Origin of the sequence: Flavobacterium sp. J49 (genome assembly GCF_011742145.1) — a bacterium.
Taxonomy (GTDB): domain Bacteria; phylum Bacteroidota; class Bacteroidia; order Flavobacteriales; family Flavobacteriaceae; genus Flavobacterium.
This window is the reverse complement of record NZ_JAAQQU010000094.1, coordinates 1-24,995: the sequence shown is the minus strand read 5'-3', so window position 1 is coordinate 24,995 and position 24,995 is coordinate 1. Positions and strand designations below refer to the sequence as shown.

Below are 24,995 nucleotides of genomic sequence, written 5' to 3'. Positions count from 1 at the left end.
TATGGCAAGAATAGCAGGGGTAGACATCCCAAAAAACAAAAGAGGAGTTATCGCTTTAACCTACATCTTCGGAGTAGGCAGAAGTAGAGCTATTGAGATTTTAGAAAAAGCTCAAGTAAGCCAAGATAAAAAAGTTCAAGATTGGAATGATGACGAAATCGGAGGAATCCGTGATGCGGTATCATACTACAAAATTGAAGGTGAGCTTCGTTCAGAAGTGTCATTGCACATCAAACGTTTAATGGATATTGGATGTTATAGAGGTATCCGTCACAGATCTGGTCTTCCGTTAAGAGGACAAAGAACTAAGAACAACTCTAGAACAAGAAAAGGTAAAAGAAAAACTGTTGCTAACAAGAAAAAAGCAACTAAATAATAAATAGTATGGCTAAAACGACTGCAAAAAAACGTAAAGTTATCGTTGAATCAACGGGTGAAGCTCATATTAATGCTACCTTTAATAACATCATCATTTCGTTAACCAACAAAAAAGGTGAGGTTATCTCTTGGTCTTCAGCCGGTAAAATGGGCTTTAGAGGTTCTAAAAAGAACACTCCATACGCCGCTCAAATGGCAGCAGAAGATTGTGGAAAGGTGGCTTTAGAAGCTGGTCTTAAAAAAGTAAAAGTGTATGTAAAAGGACCGGGTAACGGACGTGAGTCTGCTATCAGATCTATTCATAATTCAGGAATTGAAGTAACCGAAATCATCGACGTTACTCCAATGCCACACAACGGATGTCGTCCTCCTAAAAGACGTAGAGTATAATTATAGTATAATCAAGATTGGCGAATAGATTATCGAAGGATGTGACCTGAATTCATAATCTCAATCTTAAAACAATTTAAAATGGCAAGATATACTGGTCCACAAACTAGAATTGCTCGTAAATTTGGCGAAGCAATATTCGGAGAAGACAAATCCTTCGAAAAAAGAAATTATCCACCCGGACAACACGGGATGGCTAAAAAAAGAGGTAAAAAATCTGAGTACGCTGTTCAGTTAATGGAAAAGCAAAAAGCTAAATATTCTTATGGAATTTTAGAAAAACAATTCAGAAACCTTTTCGAAAAAGCAGCAGCTTCTAAAGGAGTAACAGGTGAAATCCTTTTACAATTATGTGAAGCTCGTTTAGATAACGTTGTATTCAGAATGGGAATTGCGCCTTCAAGAAGAGCTGCAAGACAAATCGTTTCTCACCGTCACATCACTGTAAACGGAGAATTGGTTAACATCCCATCGTACCACCTAAAACCGGGTGACAAAGTTGCTGTTCGTGAAAAATCTAAATCTGTTGAAGCTATCGAGCGTTCATTAGCCAACTCTTCTCACGTATATGAGTGGATTACTTGGAATAATGACACTAAAGAAGGAACTTTTGTTTCAGTTCCTCAAAGACTTCAAATTCCGGAAAACATTAAAGAACAATTAATCGTAGAGTTGTACAACAAATAATAATTGACAATAGTCTAAATTATATGGCAATATTTAATTTTCAGAAGCCCGATAAAGTTATCATGATCGATTCAACCGATTTTGAAGGTAAGTTTGAATTCAGACCTTTAGAACCGGGATACGGATTGACCGTTGGTAATGCACTTAGAAGAGTTTTACTTTCTGCGTTAGAAGGTTATGCCATCACTTCGGTTCGTATCGAAGGTGTTGAGCATGAGTTCTCTACTATTTCAGGAGTTGTTGAAGATGTTACTGAAATTATCCTAAATCTAAAACAAGTACGTTTCAAACGTCAAATCGAAGATGTAGATAATGAAACAGTTTCTATCTCAATCTCAGGAAAAGACCAAATTACAGCTGGTGATTTTCAAAAATTCATCTCCGGTTTCCAGGTGTTAAACCCGGAACTGGTAATTTGTAACTTGGATAGCAAAGTTAACCTAAACATGGAATTGACCATCGAAAAAGGTCGTGGTTATGTTCCTGCTGAGGAGAACAAAAAACAAAATGCAGCCATTGGTACTATTTTTACAGACTCTATTTTTACCCCGGTAAAAAATGTAAAATATGCCATTGAAAACTTCCGTGTGGAGCAAAAAACAGATTACGAAAAATTAGTTTTTGAAATCAAAACTGATGGTTCAATCAATCCAAAAGATGCCTTAACAGAAGCTGCCAAAGTTTTAATTCACCACTTTATGTTATTCTCTGATGAGAGAATTACTCTTGAAGCTGATGAAATTGCTCAAACAGAATCTTACGACGAAGAATCTCTACACATGAGACAGTTGCTTAAAACTAAGCTTGTTGATATGGATTTATCAGTAAGAGCTTTGAACTGTTTGAAAGCAGCCGAAGTTGACACCCTTGGAGATCTTGTATCTTTCAACAAAAATGACTTAATGAAGTTCCGTAATTTCGGTAAAAAATCGCTAACTGAGTTAGATGAATTGGTTGCCAATAAAAATTTAACTTTCGGAATGGACTTAGGTAAATACAAATTAGATAAAGAATAAATTACTTCATATTTTGCGCTCCCTAGAGGATTGAAGCAAGATGAAGGTTAAAAAAAGACGTCATGAGACACGGAAAAAAAGTAAATCACTTAAGCAGACAGACCGGACACAGAAAATCTATGTTGGCTAATATGGCTTGTTCTCTTATCGAGCACAAACGTATTATTACTACTGTTGCTAAAGCTAAAGCGCTTAAACAATTTGTTGAGCCATTAGTAACAAAATCAAAAGAAGATACTACGCACAACAGACGTATCGTTTTCGCTTACCTACGTAACAAATATGGTGTAACTGAACTTTTCAGAGAAGTAGCTCCAAAAGTAGGTGATCGTCCGGGTGGATACACTCGTATCATCAAAATGGGTAACCGTCTTGGAGATAACGCTGATATGGCTATGATCGAATTAGTAGACTTCAATGAACTATACAACGGAGGTAAAAAAGAAGAGAAAAAAGCCAAAAGCCGTCGTGGTGGAAAAGCTAAATCAACTTCTACTGCAGCTCCTGAAAAAGTGGAAGCTCCAGTGGTGGAAGCAGCTCCTGCACCTGTGGTGGAAGAAGTTGTGGAAACTCCGGTTGCAGAAGTTGTTGAAACTCCGGTGGTTGAGGAAACTCCAATCGCTGAAGCAGAAGCTCCTGCAGCAGAAGAAACTCCGGAAGCTCCGGCTGATGAAGAATCTAAAGAAGAGCAAGCATAATGGTTGCCCATTCTTAAATATAAAGGATAAACGTTTTGTTTATCCTTTTTTTTTGGCTCGAACTGAACAAAGATTTGGTTTTAAAGTCAGGAGCGAATCGTACGGGCTTTATCAGGAATCCATATTCCCGCTTTACGTTACAATCTTTTTGTTTTGTCACCCTGAGCGCAGTCGAAGGGCCGTATTTCAAAACAAAAAGGATTTGCACTGCAATCGGGGCTAGGAAGGAAACTAAAGGAATGTTTATAAACTTTTATAATTCCTTTTTATTATCACAGTACAATAAATTAATTTTGTTGATTAAATAGGCAATAGGCAATAGGCAATAGGCAATAGGCAATAGGCAATACTTTGCGTCTTAGCGTCTTTGAGAGAAATTTAGAACAATCAGCAAAACAGACAATACACAACTTACAACGAATGACACGAGCGAAACGAGTGCATGAGACCTTAAAAAAACAATAACTACGACGAATGAAATACACAACAAGACCACAAGCCCTCTTATTACTAGCAGACGGCACTATCTTTTACGGCAAATCCATCGGAATCTCCGGAAAAACCTTTGGCGAAGTTTGTTTCAACACCGGAATGACCGGTTACCAAGAAATCTTCACCGATCCTTCCTATTTCGGACAAATCATGGTGGCTACCAATCCACACATCGGAAACTACGGAGTCAATGCCAACGAGGTTGAAGCCGACAAAATCATGATCTCCGGCTTGGTTTGTAAAAACTTCAGCTTTACCCACTCGCGTCCCGATTCAGAAAGCAATCTTTACGATTATTTCGAAAAAGAAAACCTAATCTGCATTTCCGATGTGGATACAAGAGCGCTGGTAAGTTACATCAGAGATCACGGAGCACAAAATGCAGTAATCTGCACTGACGGAACTTCGGTAGAAGAATTAAAACAATTATTAGCCAACGTTCCCGATATGAAAGGATTAGAGTTGGCTTCCACAGTATCGGTGACAGAACCGTATTTCTTTGGTGACGAAAATGCTACTTATAAAATCGCAGCCCTAGACTTAGGAATCAAAAGAAACATCTTGAGAAACCTCGCGAAAAGAGATTGTTACATCAAAGTATTTCCATACAACACCACTTTCGGAGAATTGAAGGCATTCAACGCAGACGGTTACTTCTTGTCAAACGGACCGGGCGATCCTGAACCGTTAGAAGGCGTAATTGCTGTGGCAAAAGAAATGATTGCTTCAGATATACCGGTTTTCGGAATTTGTTTAGGACATCAAATTATTGGCTTGGCCAACGGCGTGTCAACTTATAAGATGTTTAACGGTCACAGAGGAATCAACCATCCGGTGATGAATATCTTAACCGGAAAAGGGGAAATCACTTCACAAAACCACGGATTTGCAGTCAATAGAGAAGAACTCGAAAAGCATCCCGATTTAGAAATCACCCATTACCACATTAACGACAATACTGTTGCGGGAATGAGAATGAAATCAAAAAATGTATTTTCGGTGCAATACCACCCGGAAGCCAGTCCCGGTCCGCATGACTCTTCTTATTTATTTGATGATTTTATCACCAACATAAAAAAGGCAAAAAGCTTACTCGAAGTATAAATCTTTTGCCTTTACAAGCTTAACTCTAAACGGGGAATTATTTGGTAACAACATATTTGTCATGGATGTTTTCAAATTCCCCGTTGTTTTTTAAGAAAGTACCATTGGTTACAAACCAACTGTCATACAATACTTTTTTGGCAGTTTGAAGGGTGTTAAAAACAGTATAAAACGAATTCTTTTTGGTGTTATAATTCCTAACGACTTGGTTGTAATTAGCAACAGTCTCGTTGGTTTGTGGTGCTTTTGAATTTTTTAAGATTTGAAGTGCATTGTATTCATCCACATAGTCATTAAATAAGTTGGCGAATTTGGCTCTCTGGTCATTGATAAAATTCGAATATTTTATGTTGGCCGCGTTAAGTGTGTTGTCTTTAAAAGCATTATTGTACTGAGTAGTTTTAGCCAAAGTCGCTTGGTGCAAATCGGTTATGCTATTCAAACAGTCGGAAAAGCCTTTTTTGTCTCTCGCCGAAATTACTGAAGTCAGTTTTTGATCAATTACATTGATTTTATAAAACAATACGTTTTGTAGGGCATTGTATTCTAAAACATTTTTGCTGTTACTGCTTTTTAAAATCATATTGTATTGGTTTCCAAAGGCTTTTTTGCTTTTTTCGTAAATTTTCATCTCTTCATAATAACTGACAAGGTCTTTTTCTTTCTGATTAAGATTTATCCCAATTTCGCTTAATGACAAAGTGCTTTGGTATTCATAATCGTTTAAAATCAAACTCCCGTTAAGCAAAGACGATATAGTTTTTTGATTCATTTTAATAAAGCTGTCTCTAAGTGAAGTGTTGTTCTCAAAACCTTTGTTGTTATTTCTTAAATTGGCATTCATGCTTTCCAATTTTTCAATAATTTTCCCCGCAGCAGCATTAGACCTTGAAGCCAATTGCGACTCTACGATAGTAACCGAATAATCCATCAATGTTTTCTTTACAAACATTTCGTTCTTGCCGAAATCATCCATATAAGCATTGATATTGCGATAATCTTGTGAGTGTGCGGAAGTTGGAAGTCCAACCAATAACATTAAGCAAATCATAGTTAGCAGATTGCTTTGAAGACTGTTTTTATGAGTAGAAAATTTCATGACAAAAGGGTTTTAAATAGTACTGTAAAATTAGACTGGACTTCAAAGGCAGTTGTTATGTAATATTGTATTAAACTTGTATAATTAACAGTAAAATGAATTGGTGTTAAATTTTTAGGAAACTAAATCGATTGCGTTTATAAGTTGTGCAAATAATTAATAATAGCTTTTTTAAATTTCTTAAATTTGTGAACCTTATTAAAATCTAAAAACAAAATACAATGAGCATAATCATCAAAGTTCACGCAAGACAAATTCTTGATTCAAGAGGAAATCCAACAATAGAAGTAGATGTAGTAACCGAAAACGGCGTTTTAGGTCGTGCGGCTGTACCAAGTGGTGCTTCAACCGGCGAACACGAAGCTGTAGAATTAAGAGATGGCGGAAAAGCCTACATGGGTAAAGGGGTTTTAAAAGCGGTTAAGAATGTAAATGAAAGTATCGCTCCTGAATTAATGGGTGTTTCTGTTTTCGAACAAAACCATATTGACCAATTAATGATTGAATTGGATGCCACACCAAACAAATCCAACCTTGGAGCCAATGCTATTTTAGGTGTTTCTTTAGCGGTTGCCAAAGCAGCGGCGAATGAGTTAGGTTTGCCATTATACCGTTACATAGGTGGTGTTTCTGCCAATACTTTGCCGGTACCAATGATGAACATCATTAATGGCGGTTCACATTCTGATGCGCCAATCGCGTTCCAAGAGTTTATGATTATGCCGGTAAAAGCAACGTCGTTTACGCATGCGATGCAAATGGGAACAGAAATTTTCCACAACTTAAAAAAAGTATTACACGATAGAAATTTGTCAACAGCTGTAGGTGATGAAGGTGGTTTTGCTCCCAATCTAGCCGGTGGAACAGAAGATGCTTTAGATACCATCAAAAAAGCGGTTGAAAATGCCGGTTACAAATTTGGAGATGAAGTAATGATTGCTCTTGACTGTGCCGCTTCAGAATTCTATGTAGACGGAAAATACGATTATACGAAATTCGAAGGTGCAACCGGAAAAATCAGAACTTCAAAAGAACAAGCAGAATATTTAGCGTCATTGGCCACCAACTATCCGATTATTTCTATCGAAGACGGTATGTATGAAGATGACTGGGAAGGTTGGAAATATTTAACCGAATTAATCGGAAGTAAAACCCAATTGGTTGGAGACGATTTATTCGTAACCAATGTTGAGCGTTTATCAACCGGAATCGAAAAAGGTATTGCCAATTCCATTTTAGTAAAAGTAAACCAAATCGGAACCTTGACAGAAACCATTGCAGCCGTTAACATGGCGCACAACGCCGGTTATACTTCGGTAATGTCACACCGTTCAGGAGAAACAGAAGATAACACTATTGCGGATTTAGCGGTAGCGTTAAACTGTGGCCAAATCAAAACCGGCTCGGCTTCTCGTTCTGATCGTATGGCCAAATACAATCAGTTATTGCGCATTGAGGAAGAATTAGGCGGCACCGCTTATTTCCCGGGCTTAAGAGCTTTTAAGCAGAAGTAATTTATTTAAAATATTTAATTTGCACCTGACAGGTTTCTAAAACTTGTCAGGTGTTTTTTATTTACTTTGATTATTGTTGGCATTCAAACAAATAAGCGCTGGCAAACACAGCTTTTTTCTTATTTTAGCACTCGAAACAACTAGCAACTTAACTATGAGAAAATTTTACTTATTGCTCTTTTTCCTTTTTGGATTGTTCCAAATATCTAAAGCGCAAACTACCATTCCAATTTATGATAACGTTTTGTTTTATGACGGCTACGCTGCGCTGGTAAACCATCCTACTGCACCCGATGTAACCAGATTGAGAAACGATTTATTTACCAAAAAACTCACCCCGGAAGTATTGTCGCAAATTGGCAGTACTTTAATTCTAGATATTTCAATTTCAGCGGCTTGTGATAATTATGACCGAATCGGAAATATCAATTTGGCTTTGGTGCCCAAAGGTTCTCCGTTTTACAGCCCGGCCACAACGAGCAGAATTGAATTGGCTAGGTTTATAACACCGTTTATGAATAAAAATGTAGCACCCAATTTGGTGCCTTACACTTTTACGGTAGATAACGCAACCAAAATATTAAAAGACGAGTATCTCAATACACTTTATGATTTTTGGATAGAGTTTGAATTGTTTGGTGTGCCTTATGCAGCCAATACACAAATCGCCGGATGTTCAGGGCGAAATGATGTGTTTTACGGAACATTGAATTTTGTTACTAATACTGATGCCACAGTGCCTGACGATACTTTTATATTGCCTTTAAATTTCAAAAAGGATTTGAATAATTATGCAGCCGGTGCTTCGGATGCCATAGGAACAACGGTCAGAACCATCAATTTTAATCTTGATTCCCAAATAAATAATGCTAAATTTTATTTGATTACTTCCAACCACGGAGCTAATTCGGGTGGCGAAGAATACAACAGAAGATGGCATTATATCTCTTTGGATTCCAATCAGATTTTAACGTATCGTCCCGGCGAACTTACTTGTGAACCCTATAGGATTTACAATACACAGGCCAACGGAATTTATGGTCCAACTCCAAGAACACCCTCGCAATGGCAATCATTTAGCAATTGGTGTCCGGGTTCGGTAATTCCAATTCGTGAAATCAGTTTGGGCAATTTAAGTCCGGGTGCTCATTCATTTCAAATTGCGGTGCCTGATGCAGTATTTGTAGGCGCACAAGGTTATATCCCGGTTTCTCTGTATTTACAAGGAGAGAATGCCGTTTTAGGCGTGCAAAGTTTTACCCGGTTAGATTTTGATTATTATCCTAATCCGGCCAAAAACAGCATCACGGTTATGGCCAATAGCATTATCAAATCTATTCAGTTGTGTGATGTACAAGGAAGGGTTTTATTGACTCAAATTACCGATATGCCACAAGCAACTATTGATGTTTCTAATTATTCGAATGGAATTTACTTCTTAAAAGTAGATTCAATCAGCGGTGAAAAGACTAAAAAAATAATAAAAGAGTAGGCAAGGTTCTTAAAATTTGCGGCAAAAGAAAATTCCTTTAAAGATTCTTCTCTTGCCGTTTTTTATTTTCAATCGAGAGTAGTACTTTTGCGCATGCAACACAACGTACTTATTTTAGATTTCGGTTCGCAATACACACAACTTATTGCACGCCGCGTTCGCGAATTAAATATATTCTGCGAAATTTTTCCTTTCAATCATTTTCCAGATGATTTATCGTCCTACAAAGCAGTTATCCTTTCGGGTAGCCCTTATTCCGTAAGAGCCGAAGATGCTCCTCATCCTGATTTATCTCAAATTCGCGGAAAAATGCCCTTGTTGGCAGTTTGCTATGGTGCCCAATATTTAGCCCATTTCAATGGTGGCGAAGTTGCGCCAAGTAATATTCGTGAATATGGTAGAGCCAATTTGTCTTTTGTCAAAGACGATGAAGCTTTTTTTGATGAAGTGGCTTTAAACAGTCAAGTTTGGATGAGTCACAGTGATACCATTAAGCAATTGCCTACCAATGGGGTATTGTTAGCCAGTACCAAAGACGTAGCTAATGCTGCTTACCGAATTGAAGGTGAGAAAACCTATGCCATTCAATTCCATCCGGAAGTATATCACTCTACCGATGGAAAACAAATTTTAGAAAACTTCTTAGTAAAAATAGCCGAAGTACCTCAAAATTTTACCCCTAATGCTTTCGTTGAAGATTGCGTGAAAGATTTGAAAGAAAAAGTAAAAGACGATAAAGTCGTACTCGGACTTTCGGGCGGTGTAGATTCTACCGTGGCAGCTGTATTGTTGAATAAAGCCATTGGTAAAAACCTGTATTGCATTTTTGTAAACAATGGTTTACTTCGCAAAAATGAATTCGAGAATGTATTGCACCAATACAGAGACATGGGATTAAACGTAAAAGGCGTTGACGCTTCCGAACGTTTTCTTTCAGCTTTAGACGGCGTAGAAGATCCTGAAGCCAAACGAAAAGCCATTGGTCGCGTGTTTATCGAAGTGTTTGACGATGAAGCGCATCGCATTGAAGATGTAAAATGGTTGGCCCAAGGAACCATCTATCCCGATGTAATCGAGTCGGTTTCTGTGAAAGGACCATCAGCTACTATTAAATCACACCACAATGTGGGCGGTTTACCCGATTTTATGAAACTCCAAATCGTGGAACCTTTGCGAATGCTTTTCAAAGATGAAGTACGTCGCGTTGGCAAAACATTGGGCATTGATCCTGAACTTTTGGGAAGACATCCGTTCCCGGGACCGGGATTATCGATAAGAATTTTGGGAGCCATCACACCGGAAAAGGTAAGGATTCTGCAAGAAGTAGATGCTGTTTTCATCAACGGATTGAAAGAGCATGGTTTGTACGATAAAGTTTGGCAAGCCGGGGCTATTTTGTTGCCGGTCAACAGTGTAGGGGTGATGGGAGACGAACGTACATATGAAAAAGTAGTCGCGCTTCGCGCCGTAGAATCCACTGACGGAATGACCGCGGATTGGGTTCATCTGCCTTACGATTTCTTAATGAAAATATCCAACGAAATTATCAATAAAGTAAAAGGAGTAAACAGAGTGGTTTATGATATCAGTTCAAAACCGCCTGCCACGATAGAATGGGAATAGTTTTTGTTAACATAAAATAGTTAATGAAAAATGAAGCAATAAACATTGCAAGTCAAAAGTTTTGTTAACTTTAACGTTAAATAAATGACCAATTTATGAAAAACCGAATTATTTTCTCACTGCTTTTTGTACTGATTGTCTCGTTTAGCTCTTCGGCGAAACAGGACAAATACGTCAAGCACACTGTGGCGCAAGGGGAAACGATTACGTTAATAGCGCAAAAATACAAGGTAACTCCTTTTGACATTTATAAACTTAATCCCGATTCCCAAAACGGAATCCAACTGAACAGCGTTTTATTGATTCCGCCATCATCGGCAGAGCCAACGGTAATTGTGCCAAAGCAAACGCAGCCTAAAGCCGGTTCAAATCCAACCACTCATTTGGTACAACCGAAAGAAACCTTGTTCAGTCTTTCAAGACAATATGGTGTTTCGGTTGAGGCTATAAAAGAAGCCAATGGTGATTTGCTAAAAGAGGGTTTGAAAATTGGTCAAACCATTAAGATTCCTTCCGTTGGTATAGCAAGTAAGGATACTTATGAAAAACCACCTCTAGAAAAACCGGTTTCGGCACCAAAAGAGACACCGAAAGTAGTCGTGAAAAGCGAACCAAAAGTAGAAACTCCAAAGGCAAATGCTGCTTATCACATCATCGAACCAAAGGAAACCAAGTACGGTATTTCTAAAAAATACGGAATGACTATTCAAGAGTTGGAAAGATTAAATCCGGCGATTGTTTCCGATTTTCCGGTGGGATTAAAATTAGTGGTTTCGGGAAATGCACCTGCGGTTGCTTCAAAGCCTGTGGAATCGGCCGAACCGATAAAAGACAAACCCAAAGACGCCAATCCGAATTCAGGAAAAAAATACCTGCAGGAGTATGTGGTGAAACCTAAAGAAACCATTCAAAGCATAGCCAATGATTTCGGTATCACAGAAACCGAATTAATTCAGCTAAACCCTGAATTGAAAAAAGGAATTAAACTCGGCATGATTTTGCGAGTGCCCATGGGTGAAAAAGTAAATATCCCCAAAAAGGAGCAAGGCAATTTAATGAAGAATTTAAACACCAATGCGAGAAAACAACTCGCATTACTTTTACCCTTTAACATCAGTAAGATTGAAAACGATACGGTCAATTCGACCCAGGCGCGTTTGAAAAAGGACAAGTTCCTTAACCTGACTTTAGATTTCTATTCCGGCGCTTTGATGGCTATTGATTCTGCCAAAGTACTGGGCATGAACGTTGATATCAAAATTTTAGATTCCCAAGAAACCAAGAGCAGTTCCAACGTTGCCACATTGGTGCAGCAAAACAGTTTAGCAAGCATGGACGCGATTATTGGGCCGTTTTACCAAGCCAATGTTGAAAAATTAGCCGAGTTAGTTGAGCCAACCAAAACACCGGTTATTTCTCCGTTATCCAAAGAGATTGGAAAGAAATTTGCCAATTTGTACCAGTCAATGCCTTCTTTAGAGCAAATGCGCGGTTCTGTTTTTCAATATATGAAAGCCAAAGGCGGTAATATTATTGCTGTTATTGATGCCAAAAAAGGAAGTGTAAAACAATACATTCAGGAAATGCAAAGCGATACTAAACTAGTTGGTTTAAGTGCCAAAGGAAGTTTTGTAGCTGACAGTTTGCGGGTGCATTTACAAAAGGACAAAATGAACTATGTACTGTTGGCTTCCGAAAGTACCGGGATGATTTTGGCGATGACCAATGCAATGCTGGCTGCGCAAAAAGACTATCAAGTACAATTGGTCATAATGGAACCTAATGAAACATTAGATTTTGAAGAAATATCTTTAACCCGTTTGACGAAATTGAAATTACTCTATCCGTCCTTGTCCAGACCTAACGAAACTATTGAAGCCAATCAGTTTGATGCGAAGTACAAGAAGTTCAATAAAATCATTCCCAATCAATACGCCATAAGAGGTTTTGATGTGACATTTGATGCTTTACTGCGTTTGTCTCAGGAAAAGACTTTTGAAGAAACCATTCAAACCGATGCTTCCGAGCAAATAGAAAACAAATTCGATTATACCCAAAATACTAGCTACGGTTATTCTAATAACGGAATTTATATTTTGTATTACGACACTGATTTAACCATCAAAGAAGCTTTATAATGCCCACATCCAAAGTTACTTATTTAGGAGATTTAAGAACCTCTTCCATTCACTTGCAATCAGGAAGCGAAATCATTTCAGATGCACCATTAGACAATAACGGCAAAGGAGAAGCTTTTTCTCCAACCGATACTGTCGCCAATGGATTTGCGACTTGTATGATGATCGTTATGGGAATCAAAGCCCGAGAAATGGAAGTGGATTTTACCGGTTCAACTGCCGAAGTAACTAAGATAATGGCCGCCGACCCAAGGAGAATTTCCGAAATTCACGTGACTTTCGAAATGAATGTCGAAGCCGATGAGAAGACCAAAACTATTTTGGAAAGAACAGCATTAACTTGTCCGGTGCATTTTAGCTTACATCCTGATATCAAAAGAGAAATCGTTTTTAATTGGAAATGATTTAGAATAAAGAGAATAGAAAATAGAACATAGATTCTTTCTCATTAATTTCAAGTCTATGTTCTATATTCTTTATTCTATTTTCTTTTAATGAATTCACAACAACAACTTCTTATCAAACTAGCACACACCAAGATGCCTTTCGGCAAATATGAAGGCTACTATCTGATTGACTTGCCCGAATATTACGTGGTTTGGTATTCGCAAAAAGGATTTCCGAAAGGACAACTCGGTGAGCAACTCCAACTTGTATACGAACTCAAATTAAACGGTTTGGAAGAATTGGTGCGCAATATCAAAAAGCAATATCCTAGACCAATTTAATTTAGCTTCGCTCAATTCAGGCTTTGCCTTCGGGTGAAAATTTAACGATTTGAAGATTTGAAAATTTTGTTTTATTAAGTATGAATTATCATTTTCAAATTTTCAAATTAACACCTCTTCAAATTGACTTTAATATTGTATTTTTGCCTCGTTTTTTACAACAACAACACAACAACATAATTTACAATGAACCAAACACAAACAAAATACATTTTTGTTACCGGCGGTGTGACATCTTCCTTAGGAAAAGGAATCATCGCAGCTTCCCTAGCCAAGTTACTACAGGCTAGAGGTTATCGAACGACCATACAAAAGTTTGATCCTTACATCAATGTTGATCCCGGAACTTTAAATCCTTACGAGCACGGAGAATGTTTCGTAACGGATGATGGTGCGGAAACCGATTTGGATTTAGGCCATTACGAGCGTTTCTTAAACGTTCCGACTTCACAAGCGAATAACGTAACTACAGGAAGAGTATATCTTTCGGTAATAGAAAAAGAGCGAAGAGGTGAATTTTTAGGAAAAACGGTTCAAGTCGTTCCTCATATTACCAACGAAATTAAAGACCGCATGCAATTGCTTGGTCAATCAGGTGATTTCGACATTGTGATTACAGAAATTGGCGGAACAGTCGGTGATATCGAATCGTTGCCTTATATCGAATCTGTGCGTCAATTGGTATGGGAGTTGGGAGAATCTAATTCATTAGTAATCCATTTGACCTTGGTTCCTTATTTGGCGGCAGCCGGAGAATTAAAAACAAAGCCAACCCAACACTCGGTAAAAACCTTGATGGAAAGCGGAATTAAAGCCGATATCCTAGTTTGTAGAACCGAACACGAATTGTCAGACGAATTGCGTCAAAAATTAGCGTTATTTTGCAATGTTAAACGCGAAGCCGTTATTCAATCTATAGATGCTTCAACGATTTATGAAGTGCCCAATTTGATGTTGGAAGAAGGTTTAGACATCGTAGCTTTAAAGAAATTAAACTTGCCTAAAAAAGCCGCTCCGGATTTAAAAACCTGGAATACTTTTTTACACCGATTAAAACATCCGAAACAATCGGTTAACGTTGGTTTGGTTGGAAAATATGTAGAATTACAAGATTCCTATAAATCGATTTTAGAAGCGTTTATTCACGCCGGTGCTGCAAATCAGACCAAAGTAAACGTAATCAGCATTCACTCAGAATATCTTGATGAAAACTCTGCAGCGGAACAATTACAAGGATTAGACGGAATTTTGGTGGCACCTGGTTTTGGCGGTCGAGGTATCGAAGGAAAAATTGATACGGTTCGTTATGCCCGTGAAAACAACATTCCTTTTTTCGGAATTTGTTTAGGTATGCAAATGGCGGTTATCGAGTATGCAAGAAATGTCCTCGGCTTAAAAGAAGCCAATTCTACTGAAATGAATGAGGAAACCAAGCATCCGGTAATTTCCATTATGGAAGAACAAAAAAACATTACCGACAAAGGCGGAACGATGCGTCTAGGAGCATGGAAATGTGATATTAAAGAAGGAAGTTTGGCCCATGAAATTTATGGCAAAAGCCAAATCCAAGAACGTCACCGTCACCGTTATGAATTCAATAATGAGTACAGAAAACAATTGGAAGCTGCCGGTTTAAAAGCTTCGGGAGTTAATCCTGATACCGGTTTGGTTGAAATCATTGAATTAGGAAATCATCCTTTTTTCATCGGTGTACAATACCATCCGGAATATAAGAGTACTGTTGCCAATCCACACCCAATTTTCGTTAGCTTTGTGGCCGCAATGGTAAAACATAAAAAATAAAGTGGTAACAATTAATCCCTTGTTGCTTCATATGACAAATAATTAAAAAATGGAACAAAAGAAATTTGATTTTAATTCGATTATCGGTTTTGCTTTAATCTTTGTGATTATCCTTTGGATGATGTACAATAACAGAGAAGATGAAGTAAAGAATCAGGACAAAGCCAAAACAGAAAAAGCGGCAGAAACAAAGGCAAAAGGGGAAACCACAAAAGAAGTTGCCCAAACCATCACCGATACTACTGTAGCCGATTCGGTTAAAATTCAAAAACTACAAGGTACTTTAGGAAGCTTTGCTTACTCAGCGACTTTACCTTCTGCGAAAGAAGAGTTTACCACCATTGAAAACGAATTGATGGTGCTGAAAATTGCCAACAAAGGCGGTTATATAGCTGATGCCACGCTAAAAAAATTCAAAAAATTTGACAAAAAGTCGAAAGAATTGGTTGAGTTAATCAAAAATAACAATGCTAATTTTAATTTGCAGTTGCAAACCAAAGACAACCGAGTGTTGAATACCAAAGATTTATTTTTTGAGCCAACCTTGACTAAAGTTGATGGTAACCAAGTGCTTTCGATGAAATTGAAGTCGAGCGCCAATAGTTATTTGGAATACAAATACGTATTAAAACCGAATGATTACATGCTTGATTTCGATATTCGCTCTCAAGGTTTAAACACCACTTTGAATACTTCAAAACCGGTCGATTTCCAATGGAACATGAAAACCTACAGAAACGAAAAAAGCATCTCTTATGAAAATCGTTATGCTGAAATTGTTTTTGAATATGAAGAAGGAAAAGACGATTATGTAGGCCAAGGAAAAGATAAAGAAGAAACGCCGGAGAAAGTAACTTACATTGCCTATAAACAGCATTTTTTCTCTTCAATCTTGTTGACCAAAACCCCTTTTGAGACTGCCAAGTTGCATTCACATGATTTAGTAGATGATGTTTCCAAAGACACAATTTTCACTAAAGAATTCAAAACTAACTCTGCCTTAGCTTATACCAATGGCGAGTTAGATTATAAAATGAATTGGTATTACGGTCCGTCAGACTATACCATTTTGAACGATTATGACAGAAACTTAGACGAGATTATACCATTAGGTTGGGGGATTTTCGGGTGGATTAACAAATTCATTTTTGTGCCGTTATTTGGTTTCCTGAGCACTTTTATGGGATTGGGAATTGCAATTATTGTCTTTACAATTTTAATCAAAATTGCGATGTCACCTATCACGTTCAAGTCGTTCTTGTCACAAGCCAAGATGAAAGTATTGCGTCCCGAAATCATGGAAATTGGAGAAAAATTCAAAAAAGATCCAATGAAAAAGCAACAGGAAACGATGAAATTATACAACAAAGCAGGAGTGAATCCGATGGCAGGATGTATACCGGCTTTGATTCAGATTCCGTTTATGTATGCGTCTTTCCAATTCTTCCCGTCAGCCATTGAGTTGAGACAAAAAGGATTCCTTTGGGCAGAAGATTTGTCTTCTTTTGATGCCGTAATTACTTGGGATACGCACATTCCTATTATATCAGCTATTTATGGCAATCACATCAGTTTGTTCCCGATTTTGGCTGCTATTGCGATTTTCTTTTATATGAAAATGACTTCAGGTGATCAAGCTATGGCCCAACCGCCACAAGAAGGTATGCCGGATATGGGTAAAATTATGAAAATCATGATTTACCTTTCGCCGATAATGATGTTGTTGTTCTTCAATAACTACGGTTCAGGTTTGAGTTTGTATAACTTTATTTCCAACTTGATTACCATTGGCATTATGTTGGTGATTAAAAAATACTTTATCGACAGTGATAAAATTCATGCTCAAATTCAGGAGAATAAAGCTAAGCCTAAAACAGAAGGAAAGTTCCAAAGAAAGATGCGTGAAATGATGGAGCAAGCCGAAGAGCAAAAGAAGCTTCAAAACAAAAAGAAATAATTACCGAATTGTAAATTTTCAAAACTCTGTTTAATAAGATACCTTTAAACAGAGTTTTTTATTTTACACAACTGCTGCCGTAAAAGCGGCCAACTATAGGACATTAGAATTAGGGTCATAAAAAAAGCGCAGTGTGAACTGCGCTTTTCTATTTCATAGCAATGGGTTAATTATAACGATGGTAATAATACGTTATTGATTACATGGATTACGCCATTTGAACCTTGAACATCTACTGCAACAATGCCGGTTTGTCTGTTGGCTTCATCCGTTATGGTGGTTCCGACAATAGTGAATGTTCCTGATTCCAATGTAGTAATTGGTGTTGACGGAATTCCTGTAGAAAGTACATTGGCACCTCCAACTACATGATAAGTTAAAACAGAGGTTACTTGAGCCGAAGTCAAGCTCGCCAATACACCTGGATTTTGTGATTCAAAAGTGGTAAATGCGCCGTTTGTAGGAGCAAAAACTGTGAATGGTGAACCGGCTGTTCCGCTTAGTGTTGGAACTAAACCAGCGCCACTTACTAAGCCCACTAAAGTTGTGAAGTTCGGGTTTGCTACAGCATGGTTTACAACTGTCGGCAGACCAATCACATTGTCAACCACATGAATAACACCGTTAGACGCTTCAATGTTGGCAGTTACTACAGTTGCACCGCCATTGCTTGCGCCACCGTTTAATTTTACTGTAGAACCAATTTCTACATACATACTCAAAGTGTTTGTGCTGGAAGCAGCGCCTTTAGCTAATGTTTTTACATAACCGGTAGCCAATTCGTTACTGTAAAATGAACCGGACACAACATGGTTTTTCAAGATTTCAGTTAGTAACGGAATAGGAACGGCATTAACATTTGCGAATCCGTTAGCGGTTAAAAAAGCTTGAAACTTGTCATTCGTTGGAGCAAATACGGTAAAATCTCCCGGACTGTCAAACGTTGAAGCTAATCCTGTTCGGGTTAATGCCTCAACCAAAATACTGAAGTTGGCATCTGCAGCAGCAATTGCAGCAATGGTTTGAAGTTGATTTGAGTTGTCATCGTCATCGCTACACGAAAAAGCAAAAACGGACAGCAAAGCAATTCCTACTAATTTAGTTAGATTTTTCATAGTTTTTTTGTTTAAATGTTTGTGCTAAATTACTTCTTTTTGTTTAACGAAAATCACAAAAAAATAAACAAAACAAATTTTATAAATATTTTAACAGTTTTGTTTAACAGGTGTAAGTGTCATTAAAACAGTGGTTTATATTGTTTTTCGTAAGTTTTGTCAATTTCGACTTCTAAAGTTATGTGTAAAAAGTTAAACAAAACGGGTATCGATTTTAGAATATTTTTAACAATGGGCGTTATACTAAAAAAAAATATTTGCCGTTTCTATATTAACTATAAATTTGTACATAGTTTTTTATCCCGTTAACCACTTTCTCTTATGAAATATATTTTTCTTTTTTTATTGAATACCTTTTTTCTCTTCGCCCAAAATTTTAATCAGTTAGACGAAAATGGCAAGAAGCACGGTCTTTGGAAAGGTATTTATGAAGAGTCGAAAAGACCAAGATATGAAGGAACTTTCGACCATGGAAAAGAAGTTGGTGTTTTTAAATTCTTTGATGATACCAAAGCGGGGACTGTAATTGCTACCAGAGATTTCAGTGCCAATGACAATTCATGTTATACAACTTTCTTCAATCAAAAGAACAATAAAGTCAGCGAAGGCAAAGTGGTTGATAAACAATTTGAAGGCGAATGGAAATACTATCATCTCAATTCTCCAGTTATCATGACTTTGGAAAATTATACCAATGGAAAGTTGAATGGGGTTAGAAAGGTTTACTACAACAGCGGAAAAATTGCGGAGGAAACCACCTATAAGAACGGAATTAAAGAAGGACCGTATAAAAGTTATGCCGAAAATGACGTGGTAATGGAGGAAAGTAATTATAAGAATAACCTATTGGATGGTTTGGCGATTTACAGAGATGCTACCAACAAAATTACCGGTCAAGGTGTATTCAAAAACGGAAAGAAAATAGGGATCTGGAAAGTTCTTGAAAAAGGAAAAATAAAAGAGGTCAACATGAACTACGAAAATAAAAACTTCAAAAGACCCAATATGCCTAAACAACCAAAAGAGTAATTTTTCAAATTCATACCAATAAGTTTATAAGTTTTGGTTACTTCAGAATTGCTTAAACTAATGAGCGTTGATTTAATTATTCATATTTTGACTTAACTTTGCAGCAAAATATTTTGCTGTAAAAATGAAAAGAGTTGTTGTCGGGCTTTCCGGAGGTGTTGATTCGAGTGTTGCTGCTTATTTGTTAAAAGAACAAGGCTATGAAGTCATCGGTCTTTTTATGAAGAACTGGCACGACGATTCGGTAACCATTTCCAATGAATGTCCGTGGCTGGAAGACAGTAACGATGCATTGCTGGTGGCTGAAAAACTGGGAATTCCTTTCCAAACGGTTGATTTAAGCGAACAATACAAAGAAAAGATTGTCGACTATATGTTTAACGAATACGAGCAAGGAAGGACGCCAAATCCTGACGTGTTATGTAATCGTGAAATCAAGTTTGATGTTTTTATGAAAATCGCATTAAGTTTGGGCGCCGATTATGTGGCAACCGGACATTATTGCCGAAAAGGAACTATCCAAAAAGACGGAAAAGAAACGTATCAATTGTTGGCGGGAATTGACGGTAACAAAGACCAATCTTATTTTCTTTGTCAGTTGTCACAAGAACAATTGTCCAAATCTTTATTCCCTATAGGAGAATTAACCAAACCCGAAGTGCGTGAAATTGCCATGCAATTGGATTTGGTTACTGCAGAAAAAAAAGATTCTCAAGGCTTGTGCTTTATTGGTAAAGTGCGTTTGCCTGAATTTTTGCAGCAACAATTACAACCCAAGGAAGGCTTGATTTATGAAATCGCAGCCGATGATAATATCTACAACCAAGAAATTCCAACTTTTAATTCATTAGAAGAGCAATTGGCTTTTGAGTCCCGTGGCATTTCCTATACTTCAGAAAATGGAAAAGTGGTGGGTAAGCATCAAGGTGCTCATTATTTCACCATTGGTCAAAGAAAAGGATTGAACGTTGGTGGTACTAAAGAAGCCCTTTTTATCATAGCCACTGATGTAAAAACCAACGCGATTTATACGGGTCAAGGGGCGAACCATCCAGGTCTGTTTAAAAAAACGTTGTGCGTGCAACCTTCAGAAATTCATTGGATACGAGAAGATTTGACGCTTAAAAACGGTGAAACCATGCAAGTAATGGCTCGGATTCGTTACCGTCAGGCTTTACAAAAAGCTACTTTGTATCAATTTGAAAGCGGTTTATATGTTTCTTTTGATGAACCACAATCAGCGATCACGGAAGGGCAGTTTGTCGCCTGGAATATTGGAGACGAATTAGTTGGTTCAGGAGTAATTTCATAAATTAGCACTTTACAAAAGTATAGCTATGAAGAAACTGTTACTTTTTGCATTCTTTCTGTGTAGCTTAATAGGCTATGCTCAAGAAGATGCTTGGGTTTATTTTAATGGCAAACCCAATGCGCAAACATTCTTAAGCAATCCTTTATCCATGTTAACCCAAAGGGCTTTAGACAGAAGAGCAGCACAGGGAATTGCTTTGGCTGTTAGTGACGCGCCCATTGAACAATCTTACATCGACCAAATCACAGCCGCTCAAGGCATTCAAGTAAAAGCCCAGTCCAAATGGCTTAATTGTCTTCATGTACGAGGTAGTTTAGCCGATATTCAGGCTTTGTCCGCATTGTCCTTTGTAGATCATATACACTATGCAAATCATTCTCTTAATGCCAGAATGAGCAGACCTAATACGATTGTTGCGGTAAATAAGCAAATGGATGTTCAAACTACTTTTGCCTATGGGAATTCAGCCAATCAGGTGCAAATGTTAAATGCTCATTTGTTACACCAACAAGATTTTACCGGTTCAGGAAAAATAATAGCCGTCATGGATTCCGGATTCTCGGCAGTCAATACCATTATTCCCTTCAACAGGATGTTTAATAATGGTTTGTATTTGGGCGGATACAATTATGTCGGTGGAAATACAGATGTTTTTTCAACCCATAATCACGGAACTATGACGTTGTCCTGTATGGCAGGTTTTGTCGATGGACAGTTGGTAGGAACTGCTCCCGATGCACAGTATTATTTATTTATTACAGAAGATGTAGTGGCTGAAAATCCTGTAGAAGAAAGCTATTGGGTACAAGCAGCAGAAGAAGCTGACAGGCTTGGTGTTGATGTTATTACAACTTCATTGGGGTATTTTGGCTATGATAATCCGAGTTACAGTTATACCTATACTGATATGACGGGAAATAAAGCGTTTGCTTCACAAGGCGCTAATATGGCTTTCAGTAAAGGAATGATAGTGATTGCCAGCGCAGGAAATACCGGAAGTACAGTTAATCCGCATATTGGTGTTCCGGCTGAAGCTACTAATGTTTTAGCGGTTGGCTCGGTTCAGTTTGACGAGACTTATTCAAATTTTAGTTCTATCGGACCTAGTTTCGACGGAAGAATAAAACCCGATGTAATGGCCAAAGGTCAAAGTGCAACTTTATCAAATACAAGCGGAGCTATTGTAACGGCCAGCGGGACTTCTTTTTCATGTCCGATTATGGCGGGTGCAGTTGCCAGCTTTTGGCAAGCGATTCCTTGGGCAACCAACCAGCAAGTGGTTGATTTTGTCAAACAGTCTGCTGACAGATTTACGAGTCCAACAAATCAGTACGGTTATGGAATCCCCGATTTTCAGAGTGCTTTAACTATCGCTTCGTTGTCAGTAAACAATACTACTATGGGTAGGTTTTTGGTTTATCCGAATCCGGTTGATCATGTTGTTTCGGTGTCTTTTCCTTACGGTTTTGAAGTGGCAACTATGTCACTTTACAATAACTTGGGCCAAATGATTTTAGAGCGAGACATTATTTCCAATCAACAACTTTCTTTAGAACATTTGACTTCCGGTATGTACTATTATATAATAAAAAGTAATTCATTGGTACAATCCGGAAAAATTATCAAGAATTAAACCCTAAGTATTTTCTTTTTAGATGAATAAAATAACCCAACTTTTTAATATTAAATACCCAATAGTTCAAGGTGGAATGATTTGGAACAGCGGTTATAAGTTAGCCAGTGCCGTCAGTAATGCCGGTGGATTAGGTTTGATTGGTGCCGGTTCTATGTATCCTGAAGTATTGAGGGAACATCTTCAAAAATGCAAGGCAGCAACAGACAAACCTTTTGGGGTTAATGTTCCAATGTTGTATCCCAATATTGAAGAAATTATACAAATCATCATTGAAGAAGGAGTGAAGATTGTGTTTACGTCAGCCGGTAATCCAAAAACATGGACGGGTTACTTAAAGGAAAGAGGTATTACGGTGGTTCATGTGGTGAGCAGTTCCAAGTTTGCCCTAAAAGCCCAAGAAGCGGGTGTTGATGCTGTAGTTGCTGAAGGTTTTGAAGCCGGTGGACACAATGGAAGAGAAGAAACAACTACATTGACTTTGATTCCAATGGTCAAAGAACAAATTTCGATTCCCTTGATTGCTGCCGGAGGTATTGCTTCGGGTAGAGGTATGTTGGCTGCTATGGTATTAGGTGCTGATGGTGTTCAGATGGGATCGCGTTTTGCAGCATCTTTTGAAAGTTCAGCCCATGAAAATTTTAAGCAAACCATTGTCAATGTTAAAGAAGGAGATACGCAATTGACCCTAAAAGAATTGGCTCCGGTTCGTTTGATTAAAAATAAATTTTATAACGACCTACAAGAACTATATGCCAAATGTCCAACAACAGAGGAGTTAAAAACACTTTTAGGCAGAGCAAGAGCCAAACGCGGGATGTTTGAAGGGGATTTGATTGAAGGGGAATTAGAGATTGGTCAAATCGCCGGAATAATACATGAAATCAAATCGGTAGAGGAAATTATAAATGAGATTATTTCTGAGTTTGAATTGGCAAAGAGAGAAATCCAGCATTCGATTTTTTAATTACTTTCTTTTTACAGTTTATTGTTAATAGGTTTACGTCAACGCGTAAAGTTATTAACAATTTTTATTTTTTATTGATTCTATAAGATTGTTGGTAACCCTATTTTTTTGGAGAGTATTTTTTTAAATACCAATATATCAAACAGATGTAATGTGGTCGATGTGTTGAAAAGGTGTTAGCAATGTTGATTATTTTGTTTATAACATTTTAACAAGTGAATGTTTGCCACCAAAATTATAGGTAATATAGTAGTGGTAATTTTACTTCGACCAATACTATGGATTTTTGCTATAATCGGTTGCTAATTGAGGTTGAAGTTTTATTGTCTCAAAATGAAGAGGAGTGATGTTGTACGAATTCAAATGTATTAAATAGAACTGCTTATGAGAATAACTACTCTCGCCAAAAATTACTTCTTTTACTGTGTTTTAGTATTAACACTAATTGGGCAGAATGGTTTTATTTATTCTCAATGTCCAACAGTGACAAATACCACTCAATCTTTTTGTGATACCCAATCGCCAACTGTTGCCAGTTTAGTCGCTACCGATAATGGTGGTGGTATTAAATGGTATGCGACAGCTACTTCAAATACACAATTGAACAATTCTACGGTTCTAGTTAATGGAGAAGATTATTTTGCTGATGACAATACGGGAAACTGTGGTCCAAGACAAAGCGTAACAGTAACCATATATACCGCGCCAACCGGAGCAAATTTCCAAGGGGTTTGTGTGACCAGTTTGAATCAGGCAACGCCTTCAAATCCTCAATTTGTTATTTTTGGAAATAATTTGCAATGGTATACAACTCCAACTGGCGGGACGGCACTTTCTCCAACAGATATTTTAAATGATAATACCATTTATTATATAAGTCAAACGAATCCGGATACCGGTTGTCAAACTTCAAGGTTGTCTGTTTTTGTCAATGTTGGTTTGGTACCGCCGCCAACGGGAAATGCTGTTCAGGAGTTTTGTAACATACCGGGAAGTCCACCTACAGTTTCAGATTTAGTGGCGTCGGGAAATAATAATTGGTATCTGACTCCGGTTTTCGGAATTCCTTTAAATCCGGCTACGCCGCTGGTTAACGGACAATCTTATTATGCTTCAACTGTTGATCCGCCTTGTGAAAGTGTTGATAGACTTGAAGTCTTGGTGAATCTTTATGAGCCAAATGATGCTGGAGCAGATGGGGATAGAAGTATTTGTGTCAATGAGATAGCTGCAACAGCACCTTTTGATTTGTTTAATCTTTTAGGTGGGTCGCCGGATAATACTGGTGTTTGGAGTGGGCCAATAGCTACCACAAATGGTTTTCAAGGTACCTTAGATGTTACTACGATGATACTTGCTGGAAGTCCATATGTGTTTACTTATATTGTTTCTTCTGCGCTATGTGCTCCTGACGTAGCAACGGTAACCATTACAATATTACCATTACCAATAGTGAGTGTAGCGGTGAGTCCAACGACTATCTGTGCCAATGATAGTGCTACTTTTACTTTTACAGGTACACCTGATGCAGTAGTTACTTATAACATTAACGGCGGAGCCAATCAAACGGTTACCTTAAATGCAGGCGGAATAGCTACCATTATCGGAACATTTTCGGCTGACACCACTATCAATATTGTAAGTGTAGCGAGTTCGGGTACACCGAGTTGTATTAACCCGCAAACCAGTAGTGTTACCTTAACCGTTTTACCATTGCCAACGGCAAGTATAACGGTGAGTCCAACAACTATCTGTGCCAATGATACCGCAACTTTTACTTTTACAGGCACACCCGATGCAGCCGTTACTTACAACATTAA

19 protein-coding genes and 2 pseudogenes are annotated in these 24,995 nt (G+C 37.8%); 19 read left to right on the top strand and 2 right to left on the bottom strand.

Annotated elements, in window-relative coordinates; all coding sequences use genetic code 11:
* The first annotated feature begins 1 nt into the window (after position 1).
* The 6 genes and pseudogenes from rpsM to carA all read left to right on the top strand — a co-directional run bounded on the left by rpsM (position 2) and on the right by carA (position 4,765).
* Positions 2 to 376, top strand: a complete 375-nt coding sequence (gene rpsM, locus HA632_RS02490) for a 30S ribosomal protein S13 (protein ID WP_171222661.1) — start codon at positions 2 to 4, stop codon at positions 374 to 376.
* Between the two features lie 8 nt (positions 377 to 384).
* On the top strand, positions 385 to 768 hold the full coding sequence (gene rpsK, locus HA632_RS02485; RefSeq protein WP_133533891.1) for a 30S ribosomal protein S11: 384 nt from the start codon (positions 385 to 387) through the stop codon (positions 766 to 768).
* Positions 769 to 849: 81 nt separating this feature from the next.
* A complete protein-coding gene (gene rpsD, locus HA632_RS02480; RefSeq protein WP_176305657.1) occupies positions 850 to 1,455 on the top strand; it encodes a 30S ribosomal protein S4 in 606 nt (201 codons plus the stop codon).
* A gap of 23 nt (positions 1,456 to 1,478) precedes the next feature.
* Complete coding sequence (locus tag HA632_RS02475; RefSeq protein WP_121312871.1) at positions 1,479 to 2,471, top strand: DNA-directed RNA polymerase subunit alpha; 993 nt, start codon at positions 1,479 to 1,481, stop codon at positions 2,469 to 2,471.
* 62 nt (positions 2,472 to 2,533) lie between these two features.
* Positions 2,534 to 2,956: pseudogene (gene rplQ / locus HA632_RS02470) on the top strand (50S ribosomal protein L17); the annotation flags it as partial.
* 687 nt (positions 2,957 to 3,643) lie between these two features.
* Positions 3,644 to 4,765 (top strand): glutamine-hydrolyzing carbamoyl-phosphate synthase small subunit, encoded by a 1,122-nt coding sequence (carA, locus tag HA632_RS02465; protein WP_176305655.1) that lies wholly within the window; start codon positions 3,644 to 3,646, stop codon positions 4,763 to 4,765.
* A gap of 37 nt (positions 4,766 to 4,802) precedes the next feature.
* Here the strand turns inward: carA and HA632_RS02460 are convergent, their stop codons facing one another.
* Positions 4,803 to 5,864 carry a hypothetical protein gene (locus HA632_RS02460; protein WP_176305654.1) on the bottom strand — a complete coding sequence of 354 codons (1,062 nt, stop codon included), beginning with the start codon at positions 5,862 to 5,864 and terminating at the stop codon, positions 4,803 to 4,805.
* 221 nt (positions 5,865 to 6,085) lie between these two features.
* On the opposite strand from HA632_RS02460, the gene eno reads away from it, so the two are divergent.
* From eno to yidC, 8 genes are all read left to right on the top strand, one after another.
* Positions 6,086 to 7,378, top strand: coding sequence for a phosphopyruvate hydratase (eno, locus tag HA632_RS02455; RefSeq protein WP_176305653.1), 1,293 nt, complete (start codon positions 6,086 to 6,088; stop codon positions 7,376 to 7,378).
* A 154-nt stretch (positions 7,379 to 7,532) separates the two neighbouring features.
* Complete coding sequence (locus tag HA632_RS02450; protein ID WP_176305652.1) at positions 7,533 to 8,870, top strand: peptide-N-glycosidase F-related protein; 1,338 nt, start codon at positions 7,533 to 7,535, stop codon at positions 8,868 to 8,870.
* 93 nt (positions 8,871 to 8,963) lie between these two features.
* A complete protein-coding gene (guaA, locus tag HA632_RS02445) occupies positions 8,964 to 10,493 on the top strand; it encodes a glutamine-hydrolyzing GMP synthase (protein WP_176305651.1) in 1,530 nt (509 codons plus the stop codon).
* Positions 10,494 to 10,588: 95 nt separating this feature from the next.
* The gene (locus HA632_RS02440; protein WP_176305650.1) at positions 10,589 to 12,631 is read left to right on the top strand and encodes a LysM peptidoglycan-binding domain-containing protein; all 2,043 of its coding nucleotides are present in this window, start codon (positions 10,589 to 10,591) and stop codon (positions 12,629 to 12,631) included.
* The gene (locus HA632_RS02435) at positions 12,631 to 13,035 is read left to right on the top strand and encodes an OsmC family protein (RefSeq protein WP_176305649.1); all 405 of its coding nucleotides are present in this window, start codon (positions 12,631 to 12,633) and stop codon (positions 13,033 to 13,035) included. The genes HA632_RS02440 and HA632_RS02435 overlap by 1 nt, the downstream gene beginning before the upstream one ends.
* A 90-nt stretch (positions 13,036 to 13,125) precedes the next feature.
* Positions 13,126 to 13,359, top strand: a complete 234-nt coding sequence (locus tag HA632_RS02430; RefSeq protein ID WP_176305648.1) for a DUF3820 family protein — start codon at positions 13,126 to 13,128, stop codon at positions 13,357 to 13,359.
* 186 nt (positions 13,360 to 13,545) lie between these two features.
* Positions 13,546 to 15,162, top strand: coding sequence for a CTP synthase (locus HA632_RS02425; RefSeq protein ID WP_176305647.1), 1,617 nt, complete (start codon positions 13,546 to 13,548; stop codon positions 15,160 to 15,162).
* Between the two features lie 49 nt (positions 15,163 to 15,211).
* Complete coding sequence (gene yidC / locus HA632_RS02420) at positions 15,212 to 17,119, top strand: membrane protein insertase YidC (protein WP_176305646.1); 1,908 nt, start codon at positions 15,212 to 15,214, stop codon at positions 17,117 to 17,119.
* 170 nt (positions 17,120 to 17,289) lie between these two features.
* On the opposite strand, the gene HA632_RS02415 is transcribed toward yidC, so the two are convergent.
* Positions 17,290 to 18,234 carry a fasciclin domain-containing protein gene (locus tag HA632_RS02415; RefSeq protein WP_176305645.1) on the bottom strand — a complete coding sequence of 315 codons (945 nt, stop codon included), beginning with the start codon at positions 18,232 to 18,234 and terminating at the stop codon, positions 17,290 to 17,292.
* Between the two features lie 321 nt (positions 18,235 to 18,555).
* On the opposite strand from HA632_RS02415, the gene HA632_RS02410 reads away from it, so the two are divergent.
* The 5 genes and pseudogenes from HA632_RS02410 to HA632_RS02390 all read left to right on the top strand — a co-directional run.
* A complete protein-coding gene (locus HA632_RS02410) occupies positions 18,556 to 19,263 on the top strand; it encodes a toxin-antitoxin system YwqK family antitoxin (RefSeq protein WP_176305644.1) in 708 nt (235 codons plus the stop codon).
* Positions 19,264 to 19,387: 124 nt separating this feature from the next.
* Positions 19,388 to 20,575 carry a tRNA 2-thiouridine(34) synthase MnmA gene (gene mnmA, locus HA632_RS02405; RefSeq protein WP_176305643.1) on the top strand — a complete coding sequence of 396 codons (1,188 nt, stop codon included), beginning with the start codon at positions 19,388 to 19,390 and terminating at the stop codon, positions 20,573 to 20,575.
* A 25-nt stretch (positions 20,576 to 20,600) separates the two neighbouring features.
* Positions 20,601 to 22,208, top strand: coding sequence for a S8 family serine peptidase (locus HA632_RS02400; RefSeq protein WP_176305642.1), 1,608 nt, complete (start codon positions 20,601 to 20,603; stop codon positions 22,206 to 22,208).
* A gap of 22 nt (positions 22,209 to 22,230) precedes the next feature.
* Positions 22,231 to 23,175 (top strand): nitronate monooxygenase family protein, encoded by a 945-nt coding sequence (locus tag HA632_RS02395; RefSeq protein WP_176305641.1) that lies wholly within the window; start codon positions 22,231 to 22,233, stop codon positions 23,173 to 23,175.
* Positions 23,176 to 23,559: 384 nt separating this feature from the next.
* Positions 23,560 to 24,995 (top strand): annotated as a pseudogene (locus tag HA632_RS02390) (hypothetical protein); the annotation flags it as partial.

Bases quoted from the DNA above. Each gene is read 5' to 3' on its own strand.
- rpsM (WP_171222661.1), top strand. From the start codon at position 2: ATGGCAAGAATAGCAGGGGTAGACATCCCAAAAAACAAAAGAGGAGTT.
- rpsK (WP_133533891.1), top strand. From the start codon at position 385: ATGGCTAAAACGACTGCAAAAAAACGTAAAGTTATCGTTGAATCAACG.
- rpsD (WP_176305657.1), top strand. From the start codon at position 850: ATGGCAAGATATACTGGTCCACAAACTAGAATTGCTCGTAAATTTGGC.
- HA632_RS02475 (WP_121312871.1), top strand. From the start codon at position 1,479: ATGGCAATATTTAATTTTCAGAAGCCCGATAAAGTTATCATGATCGAT.
- carA (WP_176305655.1), top strand. From the start codon at position 3,644: ATGAAATACACAACAAGACCACAAGCCCTCTTATTACTAGCAGACGGC.
- HA632_RS02460 (WP_176305654.1), bottom strand. From the start codon at position 5,864: ATGAAATTTTCTACTCATAAAAACAGTCTTCAAAGCAATCTGCTAACT.
- eno (WP_176305653.1), top strand. From the start codon at position 6,086: ATGAGCATAATCATCAAAGTTCACGCAAGACAAATTCTTGATTCAAGA.
- HA632_RS02450 (WP_176305652.1), top strand. From the start codon at position 7,533: ATGAGAAAATTTTACTTATTGCTCTTTTTCCTTTTTGGATTGTTCCAA.
- guaA (WP_176305651.1), top strand. From the start codon at position 8,964: ATGCAACACAACGTACTTATTTTAGATTTCGGTTCGCAATACACACAA.
- HA632_RS02440 (WP_176305650.1), top strand. From the start codon at position 10,589: ATGAAAAACCGAATTATTTTCTCACTGCTTTTTGTACTGATTGTCTCG.
- HA632_RS02435 (WP_176305649.1), top strand. From the start codon at position 12,631: ATGCCCACATCCAAAGTTACTTATTTAGGAGATTTAAGAACCTCTTCC.
- HA632_RS02430 (WP_176305648.1), top strand. From the start codon at position 13,126: ATGAATTCACAACAACAACTTCTTATCAAACTAGCACACACCAAGATG.
- HA632_RS02425 (WP_176305647.1), top strand. From the start codon at position 13,546: ATGAACCAAACACAAACAAAATACATTTTTGTTACCGGCGGTGTGACA.
- yidC (WP_176305646.1), top strand. From the start codon at position 15,212: ATGGAACAAAAGAAATTTGATTTTAATTCGATTATCGGTTTTGCTTTA.
- HA632_RS02415 (WP_176305645.1), bottom strand. From the start codon at position 18,234: ATGAAAAATCTAACTAAATTAGTAGGAATTGCTTTGCTGTCCGTTTTT.
- HA632_RS02410 (WP_176305644.1), top strand. From the start codon at position 18,556: ATGAAATATATTTTTCTTTTTTTATTGAATACCTTTTTTCTCTTCGCC.
- mnmA (WP_176305643.1), top strand. From the start codon at position 19,388: ATGAAAAGAGTTGTTGTCGGGCTTTCCGGAGGTGTTGATTCGAGTGTT.
- HA632_RS02400 (WP_176305642.1), top strand. From the start codon at position 20,601: ATGAAGAAACTGTTACTTTTTGCATTCTTTCTGTGTAGCTTAATAGGC.
- HA632_RS02395 (WP_176305641.1), top strand. From the start codon at position 22,231: ATGAATAAAATAACCCAACTTTTTAATATTAAATACCCAATAGTTCAA.